Source organism: Acetivibrio clariflavus DSM 19732 (genome assembly GCF_000237085.1).
GTDB lineage: Bacteria > Bacillota > Clostridia > Acetivibrionales > Acetivibrionaceae > Acetivibrio > Acetivibrio clariflavus.
Map to the genome: position 1 here is coordinate 610,484 of NC_016627.1, position 13,696 is coordinate 624,179.

The window sequence follows — 13,696 nt, forward strand, 5'->3', positions numbered from 1 at the left end:
GGAAATGTAAGGTGTGAAATTTATGATTTTATTAGGGTGCAATAATATATCTATTTCTTTTGGAACCCGGCAAATTTTGAAGGATGTTACTTTTAGTGTTCAAGATACAGATAAAATCGGTATTGTAGGAGTAAATGGCGCAGGGAAGTCCACTCTGTTTAAAATAATTACATCAGGTTATATTCCCGATTCTGGTGAAATATATCTGGCAAAGGGATGTAAAATAGGTTATCTTGCTCAGAATTCTGAGCTTGAGTCATCGAATACCATCCTTGAAGAGGTATTGACTGCTTTTTCCCATCTCATCAGGATGGAGGAGCGTATTAAGGAACTGGAAAAACTAATAAGCACTGAAAAAGATGAGGAAAAATTGTCCTCTTATATGAAGGAGTATTCAAATCTTTCCGACAATTTTTCCCGAAACGGAGGATATGAGTATAACAGCAGGTCAAGAGGAATTTTAAAAGGACTGGGATTTAGAGAGGAAGAGTTTGAACTTAAAGTGAGCAGCTTAAGCGGAGGTCAAAAGACCCGTCTTGCCATGGCGAAATTGCTTACCGAAGAACCGGATTTACTGTTATTGGACGAGCCTACAAACCACTTGGATATAGATGCCGTTGAGTGGCTGGAAGATTTTCTTATCAGCTATAAAAAAGGTGTTATGATTATTTCCCATGACAGGTTCTTTTTAGACAGGATAACCAATAAGACCCTTGAAATAGAAAATTGCGAGTGCAAGCTTTATAACGGCAATTATACAAAGTTTGTCCAGCAAAAGGAACAGGATAGGGAAATTCAGCAAAAGCACTACGAACTTCAGCAGAAAGAAATTGCAAGAATGGAAGCCTTTATTGAGCAACAAAGGCGATGGAACAGAGAGAGGAATATTATTGCTGCCGAAAGCAGAATGAAGGCTATTGAAAGAATGGAGAAAGTTGATAAGCCCAACGACCTACCGGAGAAAATAAAAATTGATTTTAAAGTGACAATCCAAAGTGGAAATGAAGTTCTAACGGTGGATAAACTTTCAAAGGAATACCCGGGAAGGCCACTGTTCAATAACTTGAGTTTTAAAGTTATGAAGAGGGAGAGAGTATTCATATTAGGGCCTAATGGGTGCGGAAAATCCACTTTGCTTAAGATTTTAACGGGTAAAATAAAGGATTATTCAGGAAGTTTTAAATTTGGGCACAATACAACAGAGGCTTATTATGACCAGGAACACTCGGACCTCTCGTTAAATAATACAGTAATAGACGAGCTTATAGAGGTGAGTGACAATCTTTCACTGACAGAAATAAGAAATGCTCTTGCCATGTTCCTTTTTAAGGGTGATGATGTTTTCAAGGAGATAGGTACTCTTAGCGGTGGAGAAAAGGGAAGAATTTCGCTTTTAAAAATTATGTTGTCGGGCGCAAATGTGCTTATTCTTGACGAGCCCACAAACCATTTGGATATAAGTTCAAGAGAAGTTTTAGAAAGAGCTCTTTTGGATTATGAGGGGACTCTTGTAATAGTATCCCATGACAGGTATTTTATAGATAAAATTGCCACAAGGATTATCGAGCTTGGAAATGATTTTTATATTGATTACAAGGGTAATTATTCCGAATTTAAGCAGTATAAGGCAAGACTTGCGCCTGAATTGAAAACGGCTTCAGTAACTGAAAAAGTTTCAGCGGCAAAGCTGTCCCATATTGCGACAAAAGAGGAAAAAGCACGAAGAAGAAAACTGGAAAAGCAATATGCCGAAACAGAAAATGAGATTCAAAGATTGGAAAGCTCCATTGAAAATATAAAGGCTGAAATGCAGTCGGAAGATATATTAAGTGACCATGTAAAGCTGAATGAACTTCATAATAAACAACTGGAAATGGAGAAAAGGCTTGAGGAACTCTATGAGCTATGGGAGACTCTCGCGATGCAAATAGAAGCTTAATAAAAAGTTACCGGAAATGAGATCCGGTAACTTTTTTATCTGGAAAGATTATTTATTTTTTGCCATTATTAATTTAACAAATTTATAATATAAACAAATTAAAGTTTGTTCAGCACTGAGATAAATTCAGGGTAGGCAATATCCAGTATTTGTGATTTTCTTATCATTGTTTCTCCTTCAGCCACAAGTCCGGCAATGCATAATGCCATCGTGATGGCCGGGTGATTATATCCTTCTACAATTGTGCCGGTTAATGTTTTTCCGCCCTCAATTATCAAGCCGTCTTCTGTTTCCTGAACAAGGGCACCTAACTTTGAAAGCTCTGTGGTCAACATCTTTATTTTACCGGAGTCTTTTAATTTAAAGCCTTTTAAGTTATTAATAGTAGTTTTGCCATTAGCCATGGCTGCTGCAACAGCTATTATAGGTATTTCATCTATAAGCCTTGGAATTAGGTCACCTTCAATGGTTGTTGCTTTCAGTTGAGAAGATACAACTCTTATATCAGCTATCTTCTCATTGCTTACTGTGCGTTCGTTTAATATTTCGATTTTTGCACCCATTGATTTGTAAACATCAATAATTCCTGTTCTGGTAGGATTTACACCTACGTTTTTTATAACAATATCGGAATTCGGTACAATAAGTCCGGCAGTCATAAAATAGCTTGCAATTGAAATATCTCCTGGCACCTCAATGCTTTGGGCATAAAGATTTTCAACATTGCGAACGGTTACTTCCAAGCCGTTTACGTTAATATCTGCACCAAAGTAGCTCAGCATAAGTTCTGTATGGTCTCGAGATTTAACAGCTTCTATAACTTTAGTATCGCCTTGCGCATAAAGTCCTGCTATCAGAAGAGGTGATTTAATCTGAGTATCCCTTAACGAAAGGCGGTGAACTTGACCGGTTAACTTTGATGGTGATATTGCAAGAGGACATAAATTACCGTCATCTCTTCCATTAATAATTGCTCCCATATCTCTAAGCGGTTTAACCACTTTGCCAACCGGTTTTCTGATAGAAGCTTTATAATGATACCATAAATTAAGACAGACAAAACGGTCAAAATAAGTTAGAATAGAAATATGAAAACGAGAAGAAAGTTTACACCAGAAGAAAAAGCAAAAATAGTGATTGAGGTCTTAAGGGAAGAAAAGACGCTGAATGAGATAGCTGCCGAATATGAAATTCATCCTAATCAGCTAAGTCGCTGGAAGGCAGAATTTATAAGCAATGCAGGCAGAGTTTTCAGTAAGGAAACTGATGAAGTAGAGAAGGTCAAACAGTCGTATGAGAAGGAGAAGGACGAACTGCTTAAGCAAATTGGCCAACTTTCATATGAAGTTGCCTGGCTTAAAAAAAAATCTGGCCGACTCTAAGTCCCGGGAAGACCGCATGAAGATGATTGAGAGAGAAGAAAAGAAATTAAGCATAAAAAGGCAAGCTGAACTGTTAGGTATTAATCGTACAAGCCTTTACTACAAGCCAGTACCGGTAACAGATGAGGAATATCTAATAAAACGTATTATTGATGAGGTATACACGGTTCATCCGGAATATGGCTATCGCAGGATGACAAATATCCTACACCGGGATTACCACATACAAATCAATAGGAAGCGTACACGGCGATATATGAGGGAAATGGGGATTCACGGTTTCTGTCCCGGGCCTAATCTTAGCAGACGTCTGCATAACAAATATTTGTACCCGTATTTGCTAAGAGACTTAAATATAGATCATCCCAACCAGGTATGGTCTATAGACATAACATATTGCCGTCTTAAACGTGGATTTATGTATATGGTAGCTATAATAGACTGGTATTCCCGGTATATTGTTGGATTTGAGTTATCAAATACTTTAGATAGGACATTTGTATTAGAAGCGATAAAAAAGGCAATCAAACGATATGGTAAACCTGAAATTATGAACAGCGATCAAGGTAAACAGTTTGCCAGTGAGGATTACATAAAATTACTAAAGAGTAATAATATAAAAATTTCAATGGATGGGAAAGGACGAGCCTTGGATAATCAAAGGATAGAGCGTTTTTTTCGAACTTACAAGTGGGAGATGCTTTATCATGAAGATTGTGAAACGGGTCAGCAACTTCGGCAAAAAACGAGGGAATATATTGAATATTATAACAACAAGAGACCACATCAGTCACTAGGCTATAAAACGCCGTCAGAATATTATTTTGGGATTAACAAAGAGATTAAGGCAGTAGTATAAAACCTTGGGGCTCTGCCCCAAACCCCGTCCTCGCCGGAAGGCAGCCGGTCTGTCATAACAGACCGGGAATCAAAAGGATATATAACCATTGGATGTCAAGGGGCAAGATGAACTCGCATATGCTCGCCCTTGACATCCATCCGACAGAGTACCTTAAGGTAGATATTATACAAAAACATAGAAAGGAGAATCTAACTTAGAAAAGCTAAAAATTTGTCTTGACAATGGGGGTCATTATACTTCATTTCTGGTCAAAACCGAATTAAAAGGCTGACTTGCTAATACTCCAAGAAGAAGTCTTAAAGCTGTTCCGGATCTTCCGGCATTCAATGGGGAAGATGGAGGCTTTAAACCATAAAGTCCATTTCCATGTACCTTTATTTTGTTATTAGCAAGGATTTCTATACCTACTTGCATTTTCCTGAAGCAGTCAATAGTACTTAAACAATCCTCTCCCATCCGGAACCCACTGATTTCAGTTGTTCCTTTGGCGAGAGAGCCCAAGAGTACAGCTCTGTGGGATATGGATTTATCACCAGGTACTGTTATTTCGCCTCTCAAAGAATCCCTTTGTTCAATTAACACACTCTATTCCCCCATTCCTTTAGTAAGTTGTACGTTTATAACCTCTGTTACAAAACATGAGGTATAATTGCAGCTATAGTATTAATAGTAGGTATGAAACTTACATTTTATTTACCTTATCGTGTATTTATCAAGAACATGTTTCTCAAAAACTGTTGGCATTCATTTTGGATTTTTGAGAAACTATGTACGCTTTTATATTGGACTGATAACCTTAATACTAAGTTTTCAATAATAGTTAATATTAATAAAACATATAGCTGCCATTAAATCTTGTAAACTTTATATCCGCGGTCAGACAACAAAGTTACAGCGTTTTTTACACTATCGGAATCCGGAAGAGTTATCCTTAAACAGCCTTGTTCAAACTCTCTGCTGTTTGAAACATTAATGTTCTTTATATTGACACCATTGTTACCAAGTATTGATGCAATTTCACCAATTATGCCCGGTTTGTCTACAACATCTACTATAATTTCGTGGGCAGAAATGAGCAACCCTTTCCGATTGTCAGGCAAAGAGTCTCTTAACTCTTTAGCAGTTCTGAAATATCTGTTTATGCTCTTTGCATTATCGTCATCCATATACTTTTTAAATTCATTTAATGTTTCAACAAAGGCTTCCAAAACACCTCTAATTTTTTGCTTATTGCTTAATACTACATTTTCCCATAATTCAGGACTAGAGGAAGCAATTCTTGTTATATCTTTAAATCCACCGGCTGCAAGGGTTTGCATCTTACCATCGGGATAGTCCAATTTTCCCACCAAGTTTACCAATGTTGATGCTATTATATGCGGCACATGGCTTATTGCAGCTGTAACAAAATCGTGTTCTTCTGCATCGGTTATTATGGGTATGCCACCAATTCTTTTTATTATATTAACCATAACATCAATATCTTCTTCTTTAGTGCCTATAGTCGGTGTTAAAATATAATATGCATTTTCAAATAAATGTGATAAACTTGATGCGAAACCTGACTTTTCAGTACCTGCCATTGGATGTCCTCCTATAAAGCGAGGAGGATTATCCATTGAATTTATAAAATTAACAATTTCACATTTAGTGCTTGCAACATCAGTAATTATACAATTGTCCCGAACTTTTGAAGATAACTTGTTAATATATTCAATTGCATTTTTAACAGGGGTGCAAAGGAATATTAAATCCGAGTCATATATATCTTCGTTTATTTCAGTATACCCCTTAGTGATATAGCCTTCTGCCAATGCTTGATTTATACTTTGCTTATTTAAATCCACTGCTTTTATTTCAGTGATATTCAGACGTTCCTTTAATGCTTTTGTCAAAGAGCCTCCTATAAGGCCAAGCCCAATAATTGAAACACTGTTAATTTCCATATCTAAACTCTCTTCCTATTATTTCGGCAATTTTAGCAATATCTTTACATAAATAATCAAAATCTTCAGGAGTTAACTGCTGAGCAGCATCTGATAATGCAGATTTGGGGTTGGGATGAACTTCGATTATCAAACCGTCTGCTCCTGCAGCTATTGCTGCTTTCGAAAGAGGAAGCACATACTGGGATTTTCCGGCTGCATGGCTCGGGTCCACAATTATTGGCAAATGACTCAAATTTTTTACTACCGGAACAGCACTTATGTCCAAAGTATTTCTGGTGGAAGTCTCAAAAGTCCGGATACCTCTTTCGCAAAGAACTACATTGTAGTTTCCCTCGCTCATGATATATTCTGCAGCATTCAGCCATTCATCAACAGTAGTTGCAGGTCCGCGTTTAAAGAGGACAGGCTTTTTCGAACGTCCTATTTCCCGCAATAGCTGGAAATTTTGAACGTTTCTTGCCCCTACCTGGAACATATCGACATATTTATCTGCTATCTCCACAGCTTTTTCGCTGGTAACTTCAGTTATTATATTTAATCCTGTTGCATCTTTTGCTTCTTTTAGAAGCTTAAGTCCTTCTTCTTCCAAACCCTGAAAGGCATAGGGAGAAGTTCTTGGTTTGAATGCACCTCCGCGTAAAAACTGGGCACCGGATTTTTTTACAGCGAGAGCAGCTGCCATTATCTGATCATGATTTTCTACAGCACAAGGACCAGCCATTATAACTAACTCCTTGCCCCCGATTTTGACACCGTTAACTTCAATAACACTCGGTTCGGGTTTAAAGGTTTTGCCTGCCAGCTTGTAGGATTCTACTATAGGGACAAGCTTTTCAACTCCTGGCATTAACTCTATGGGAACATCATTCAGTTTTCTTTTGTCACCGATAACACCTATAATTGTCCTTTCAGTGCCTTGTGAAATGTGCACTCCAAGCCCTAAAGAATTCAGTACTTTTGATATTTCCTGTATGTCGCTGTCTTTAGAGCCGGGTTTCATTACTATTATCATAAATGACCCTTCCTTTCTAGCACTTTATAAAGGTTAAAGGTACTGAAGGAATAACGAAATTAAAAGGTATAAATATTGTTTAACTTTCGTTTTTCAAAACAGCAACTTTAACCTGGAAGTTTTTCAATTACGAATATACTTCCTATGTCCTAAGGGCTGCGTTTATAATACATACATTTCTCAAAAATTTGTTTGTTATATTCTAAGTTATATCTGTTTATTTAAAATAATACCAACATAATACCAATGCTAACTATTAACTTTAATGCAAATCAATATATACTTTTATAAATAATTAATTTGCAATAAATAAAATCCTAAGTTTTCAGAATGGCTAAGTTTCCGATGAACAGGAAAATAATTTATGCAAAAATGCTGAACCTTCGCTACTTTCTTTTAATTTACAATGATAATATGGAATTGTCAATAAGAATGAGACATATAGGGTGATAGAAAAGTTATTCATTATTTACACATTTTTGTATATGTATTATAATGAGATAAAGATTATTAATATTTAACTCATATATACTCATGTGTAAATATACTTTATAATAATGCGCTTTATATATTTTTATATATAATGTAATGCATACAAGACATAGAAGCTGTTCGCAAAGTAACTTTCAATTTATCCCTTAAACGCCTTGATTTGACGAAGCTAATCAGCAAAAATATCCAGTGTGCTGAAAAAAGAACATCCCAATCAAAAAACTTTTTATGGAAAAAGGAAATTTTCAATGCAAATAGAATATTAATGTTAATAGAATGTTTATGCGAGTTTTTTGAAGTCCTGAAAGTTTGTATAGGAATCCTTCTACCTATGGCTGGTTTTAATTATATATTTAAAAATCAAAGGGGGAATTGGGATGAAAGACTATACTTCTGACAAGATCAGAAACGTCTGTCTGGTCTCGCATGGAGGGACCGGGAAGACAACCCTTGCTGAAGCAATGCTGTTTAACTCAGGTGCTTTGGAAAGGTTTGGAAGGGTCGATGATGGAACTACGACATCGGATTTTGACCCGGAAGAAATAAAGCGTAAGAACTCAATCAGCACATCAATATGTCCTTGTGAATGGAAAGACCACAAAATCAATGTAATTGATACTCCGGGGTATTTCGATTTTGTTGGAGAAGTTAAGCAGGGCATTAGAGTGGCGGACAGCGCAGTCATTGTGGTATCAGCAAAGAGCGGTGTAGAAGTTGGAACTGAGAAAGCATGGAAGTATGCAAATCAAAATAACCTCCCCAAAATATTTTTCGTAAACGGTATGGATGATGAAAACGCAGATTTTTTTAAAGTATATGACCAGCTAGTGAATACTTTCGGGAAAAATGTAGTAGCATGTGAAATACCGATAAAAGAATCCGGGAAATTTGTAGGATATGTAAATATTGCTACAATGTCTGCAAAGAAATTTGACAACGACAAATTGGTGGACGCGGATTTTCCGGGTGAGCTGAGAAATAGAGCAGAAGAATTAAGGTCGGCGTTAATAGAGGCAGTGGCAGAGACAAGTGAAGAGTTAATGACTAAATATTTTGACGGAATTGAGTTTACTGAAGAAGAAATTTTAAAAGGACTACACGATGGAATTAAAGATGGAGCTCTAATACCGGTTTTCAGCGGTTCGGCATTGTTAAACCGCGGAGTAAAATCCCTCATGGATGCAATAATAAAATTGGCTCCTTCCCCAGTTGAGGCCAGTCCAATTAAGGCGACCAAGCACAAGAGCGATACCCAGGTCGAATTAGAAGTACAACAGGATGCTCCCCTTTCTGCATTGGTATTTAAGACGATAGCAGACCCTTTTGTAGGAAAAATTTCGATGATAAGAGTATTCTCAGGAGTTCTAAAATCCGATTCTGTAGTATATAATACGACAACAGAGAAGACCGAAAAAATTTCCCAACTTTTCGTCATGAGAGGAAAAAAACAGATACCGGTAAGTATGCTGGTAGCAGGAGATATCGGAGCTGTGGCGAAGCTTCAAAATGTTAATACAAACGATACTTTATGTAATCAGGCAAATACAGTGGTGCTGGATAAAATTGAGTTTCCTGAACCAGTTATATCGATGGCGGTTGAGCCCAAGACAAAAGGAGATGAGGAAAAAATCAGTTCCGGCCTCCATAAGCTTCAAGATGAAGATCCTACCTTTAAAGTCTCAATAAATTCTGAAACACATCAGACCATTATTTCCGGAATAGGTGAAGTTCATCTCGATGTAATTGTAAGTAAGCTAAAAACGAAATTTGGTGTATCGGTAAATCTTTCAGAACCAATGATCCCTTATAGAGAGACAATAAAAAAGAAGGTTAAAGTTGAAGGAAAACATAAAAAGCAATCGGGCGGACACGGACAATACGGACATGTGTGGATTGAATTTGAACCTGGGGAGAAAGAAGGTTTGACTTTCGAAGAAAAAATATTCGGTGGAGCTGTACCAAAACAATACTTCCCGGCAGTTGAAAAGGGACTCCTTGAAAGTATGAAGAAGGGTGTATTGGCTGGATATCCGGTACTTAACTTAAAGGCAACCCTTGTTGACGGGTCTTACCATTCGGTTGACTCCTCTGAAATGGCTTTTAAAATCGCAGCTCATTTGGCCTATAAAAAGGGAATGGCACAGGCATCACCGGTGCTGCTCGAACCTATATTACATGTTGAAGTGTTTGTTCCGGACAGTTACATGGGTGATATAATAGGTGATCTGAATAAGCGAAGAGGAAGAGTTTTGGGTATGAACCCTGTAGAAGGCGGATTACAACAGGTAATAGCCGAAGTTCCTCAGGCGGAAATGTCTAAGTATGCTACCGATCTAACCTCGATGACTCAAGGAAGGGGTACTTTCAAATTCTGGTTTGAACGTTATGAAGAGGCTCCACCTAATGTGAGCCAAAAGGTAATAGAACAATCTAAGAGCAGATTGGAAGAAAGTGATTTTGAATAATCGGTAATTTATATAAGGGTTGCTGCAAATATGGCAGTAACTCTTTTTTTATTTAATTTTGAGAACTATATATTAAATTTGAGTTTGGACATTGAAGGAAATACTATTGTAAGTGTTGTATTCTGTGTTATTATAATTCTAAAAGGAGAGGATGGAAATGGCAGGCACTAAGGGAAAAGAACGGGTGTGGGAAATAGATTTTTTGAGAGGATTGCTTATCTTGTATATGATATTTATGCATCTTATGTATGATTTGCAGTATTTCTATAATATAAATGTCAACTATGATGGCGGAATACTTCATATATCAAGAATCTTATTTGCGCCGCTTTTTATAATAATATCGGGAATAAGTACAGCCTTCAGCCGAAACAGTTTCAGGCGTGGAATTATAGTATTTCTTGTTGCTATGGGTTTAACCCTTGTTACATATATTGCGAATAGAGAACTTTTCATTGTATTTGGCATATTGCATTTTATGGGGATTTGGATGATGATTTCTCCGCTTGTTAAAAAGCTGCCTACTATATGGATTTTTGTATTATGCGGGATTTTTATCGTTATTTCGCGGATAATCCCTAATATTAAAGTTACGCATAACTATCTGTTTATGTTAGGGTTGTATAATTCTTCTTTTAAATCCCTTGATTATTACCCGCTTCTTGAATATGGTTGGGCTTTTTTGCTGGGAATGGGACTAAGCAGGATATTCTATAAAGAAAAGAAAAGCGTTTTCCCTTTTACTATAAAAAGCAGGTTTATAAATTTTATAGGAAGAAATTCGTTGTATGTGTATGTTGTGCATCAGCCTATAATATTGCTGTTACTTAATCCGATTATGAAAATACTGAATTAGAAAGGTTTAAAAAAATCTCTTTCGTTTTAACAGACCTGATTAAAGAATATTATCGGAATGAAACTATGATTTCTAATGTTTTTATGTTTCTTGATAAAAGTTGCAAGTATATAATTTAAATACCTCGATAAAATATAATGTATTTAAAAATATTTGAATTGCTTTTTTGTTTCAGTAAAATTTGCATTAAAACAATTTATTTCTTTATTATCTTATTAATAATAAAACTGACAGGAAGAAAAGTAATTGGAAGTAAGAATAAAAAAAGTTAAATATAACTGCTTTATTTTAATTCTTTAAATATATTTGCTTGTTTTTTATGGGTTTATATGTTGAACTGGTTATGGAATTATTTTATAATGTTATTAAAAGTCAAAGAAAGTCAAAATCAATGTAGAAGGTGATTAACATGGCAAAACTAAGTGATTTAATTGAAGAGTTTATAAAACAGTTAATCAGTGATACCGATGGAACTGTTGAAATTCAGAGAAATGAGCTTGCCAATTATTTTAAATGTGTGCCTTCTCAGATTAATTATGTTTTAGATACAAGGTTTACGACTGAAAGAGGTTATTACGTTGAAAGCAAACGTGGCGGTGGAGGCTGTATAAGTATCCGTAGAGTTAGCATAGAGCATAAGGGTAAGAATTATCTTATGCACATTATTAATTCTATGGGAGACAATATTTCACAACATTCTGCAACAGTATTTATAAACAATTTTTTAGATTATGAGGTTATTTCAGAACGGGATGCCTTGCTTTTAAAAGCCGCTACCAGTGACAAAGCTTTATCCCTTGTACCGGTAGAGAATAGAGGAAAAGTAAGGGCAAGTATATTAAAAAATATGCTGGTAAGTCTAATGGTTTAGGAAAGGTGGAGAATAACTTTAGCTGCTGATTTTGGATTACAGCCATTATAAAAAAGCTGTATGCAAAATTGAGGTAAAGTCTTACTCCTTTCTTAGCCCTGTGGTATTATTAAATTGGTTAGTAAATAAATTAAAATAGATGGAAAATTTACTTGAAATGAAAAAATTGGATAGAGACTTTTTTAAGTAATTAATCTTTCGATTGTACAGTTCATATTTTAGAGAGATGAGATTTAAGTTCCATGAGGAAAGGAGTGAGGCATATGCTGTGCCAGAAGTGTCAGAAAAGAGTTGCAAATATACAGGTTACGCAAATTATAAATAATAATAAGCAGGTAATATATCTCTGTGAGCAGTGTGCAAGAGAAGAAGGGAAGTTCATAACGGGATCTCCCTTTAGCGTTAACGACTTTTTTTCCAGTATGATAGGATTCCCTGTGAGAACTTCAGTTAGCGAGCAGCAGTTGGTATGTGATAAATGCGGTATGAGTTATGAAGAGTTTAAAAAAGTAGGTAAATTCGGCTGTGAAAACTGCTACAAAGTATATGGAGAAAAGCTTACGCCACTTCTGAAGCGATTGCATGGAAATCTTCAATATCATGGGAAATTACCTAAAAAAGTTTCGGAAGATGTCAAGGTTTCCAGAGAAATAGAATATCTGAAAGAACAATTGAATAATGCTGTCAAGAATGAAGAGTATGAAAAGGCAGCAGAAATAAGAGACCGAATAAAGGAATTGGAGAGAAACAGTTCTTCGTAAAGAATTTTATATAGATTGGGAGGTGGCCTTATGGAAGGATGGTATATTGAAAAGGGTCCGGAATCGGATGTAGTTATGAGCAGTAGAGTGAGACTGGCACGTAATTTTAAGGAGTATCCTTTTCCTTTTAAAATGAACCGGGAAGATGCCGAGAAAGTAGTAGAAAGAGTTAAGGATGCCATTTTAAACAGAAGTATAGCAACCAGTGACTATGAATTTAAAGATATGCTAAAGATGAATCCTATTGATAAACAGGCTTTAGTGGAAAAGCATCTTATTAGCCCGAATTTGGTAAATGGCAGAGTTGCAAGTGCAGCAATAATTAGTAAAGATGAAAAAGTAAGTATTATGATAAACGAGGAAGATCATCTCAGAATCCAGTGCCTGTTTCCGGGTTTGCAGCTTGATAAAGCCTGGGAACTTTGCGATAAAATAGACAGTTTGCTTGAGGAAAATATTGATTATGCCTTTAGTGAGAAATATGGCTACCTCACCTGCTGCCCAACAAATTTAGGTACGGGTATCAGAGCTTCAGCTATGTTGCATTTGCCGGCTCTTACAATGACCGGATATATAAGGGGAATGTTGGAGGCTTGCGGAAAGCTCGGCATTGCAGTAAGAGGAATTTACGGCGAAAATAGCGAAGCACTGGGCAATTTGTTTCAGATATCGAATCAAATTACTTTAGGCTTGTCTGAGGAAGAAATAATAAATAATGTTACCAATATAGGAAACCAGATAATTAACCAGGAGAGGTCGCTTAGGGCAGAACTTTACAGGCAGAACCCTTATAGGTTTGAAGATAAAGTTTATCGCTCATTGGGCATATTGTCAAATGCAAGAATAATTTCTTCAGAAGAGAGTTTTAAATTGATTTCTGATGTTAGGCTCGGTGTCGATATGGGAATAATAAAAAATATAGATGTGGCAAAGCTTAACGAAATACTTCTTTATATACAGTCGGCCAATTTGCAGAAGATTTTTGACAGAACATTAAGTCCCGATGAACGGGATATTAAGCGAGCAGAGTTGATAAGAGAAAAACTGGGAATAAATTAGGCTTTCAAAACGGGAAAGTTTTGATGATAGATGATAAAAAGCTAATAA

Annotated in this window: 10 protein-coding genes and 1 pseudogene; 7 read left to right on the top strand and 4 right to left on the bottom strand. The window is 36.2% G+C overall.

Annotated features, from left to right (window positions below):
- Positions 1 to 22 precede the first annotated feature (22 nt).
- Positions 23 to 1,939 carry an ABC-F family ATP-binding cassette domain-containing protein gene (locus CLOCL_RS02595; RefSeq protein WP_014253883.1) on the top strand — a complete coding sequence of 639 codons (1,917 nt, stop codon included), beginning with the start codon at positions 23 to 25 and terminating at the stop codon, positions 1,937 to 1,939.
- Between the two features lie 98 nt (positions 1,940 to 2,037).
- Here the strand turns inward: CLOCL_RS02595 and CLOCL_RS02600 are convergent, their stop codons facing one another.
- Positions 2,038 to 3,027: a 3-phosphoshikimate 1-carboxyvinyltransferase gene (locus CLOCL_RS02600; RefSeq protein ID WP_338029051.1), complete on the bottom strand. Its 990-nt coding sequence runs from the start codon at positions 3,025 to 3,027 to the stop codon at positions 2,038 to 2,040.
- On the opposite strand from CLOCL_RS02600, the gene CLOCL_RS02610 reads away from it, so the two are divergent.
- Positions 3,028 to 4,180 (top strand): IS3 family transposase gene (locus tag CLOCL_RS02610; RefSeq protein ID WP_027622199.1). Its coding sequence is split into 2 segments (ribosomal slippage): positions 3,028 to 3,294 and positions 3,296 to 4,180, totalling 1,152 coding nucleotides; the frame shifts between segments, so codons are not numbered across the junction.
- Positions 4,181 to 4,420: 240 nt separating this feature from the next.
- Here CLOCL_RS02610 and CLOCL_RS02615 read toward each other — a convergent pair.
- The 3 genes and pseudogenes from CLOCL_RS02615 to aroF form a co-directional block, all read right to left on the bottom strand.
- A pseudogene (locus CLOCL_RS02615) lies at positions 4,421 to 4,765 on the bottom strand (3-phosphoshikimate 1-carboxyvinyltransferase); the annotation flags it as partial.
- A 266-nt stretch (positions 4,766 to 5,031) separates the two neighbouring features.
- Positions 5,032 to 6,129: a prephenate dehydrogenase gene (locus CLOCL_RS02620; RefSeq protein WP_014253885.1), complete on the bottom strand. Its 1,098-nt coding sequence runs from the start codon at positions 6,127 to 6,129 to the stop codon at positions 5,032 to 5,034.
- Positions 6,119 to 7,144 (bottom strand): 3-deoxy-7-phosphoheptulonate synthase, encoded by a 1,026-nt coding sequence (aroF, locus tag CLOCL_RS02625; protein ID WP_014253886.1) that lies wholly within the window; start codon positions 7,142 to 7,144, stop codon positions 6,119 to 6,121. Before aroF ends, CLOCL_RS02620 begins: the two co-directional genes overlap by 11 nt.
- Positions 7,145 to 8,013: 869 nt before the next feature.
- On the opposite strand from aroF, the gene fusA reads away from it, so the two are divergent.
- The 5 genes from fusA to CLOCL_RS02650 all read left to right on the top strand — a co-directional run bounded on the left by fusA (position 8,014) and on the right by CLOCL_RS02650 (position 13,648).
- The gene (gene fusA / locus CLOCL_RS02630; protein WP_014253887.1) at positions 8,014 to 10,101 is read left to right on the top strand and encodes an elongation factor G; all 2,088 of its coding nucleotides are present in this window, start codon (positions 8,014 to 8,016) and stop codon (positions 10,099 to 10,101) included.
- A 157-nt stretch (positions 10,102 to 10,258) separates the two neighbouring features.
- Positions 10,259 to 10,957 (top strand): heparan-alpha-glucosaminide N-acetyltransferase, encoded by a 699-nt coding sequence (locus tag CLOCL_RS02635; RefSeq protein WP_014253889.1) that lies wholly within the window; start codon positions 10,259 to 10,261, stop codon positions 10,955 to 10,957.
- Positions 10,958 to 11,366: 409 nt separating this feature from the next.
- Positions 11,367 to 11,828 carry a CtsR family transcriptional regulator gene (locus CLOCL_RS02640; RefSeq protein ID WP_014253890.1) on the top strand — a complete coding sequence of 154 codons (462 nt, stop codon included), beginning with the start codon at positions 11,367 to 11,369 and terminating at the stop codon, positions 11,826 to 11,828.
- A gap of 263 nt (positions 11,829 to 12,091) precedes the next feature.
- Positions 12,092 to 12,589: a UvrB/UvrC motif-containing protein gene (locus CLOCL_RS02645; protein WP_014253891.1), complete on the top strand. Its 498-nt coding sequence runs from the start codon at positions 12,092 to 12,094 to the stop codon at positions 12,587 to 12,589.
- A gap of 30 nt (positions 12,590 to 12,619) precedes the next feature.
- On the top strand, positions 12,620 to 13,648 hold the full coding sequence (locus CLOCL_RS02650) for a protein arginine kinase (RefSeq protein ID WP_014253892.1): 1,029 nt from the start codon (positions 12,620 to 12,622) through the stop codon (positions 13,646 to 13,648).
- The last annotated feature ends 48 nt before the right edge of the window (positions 13,649 to 13,696 follow it).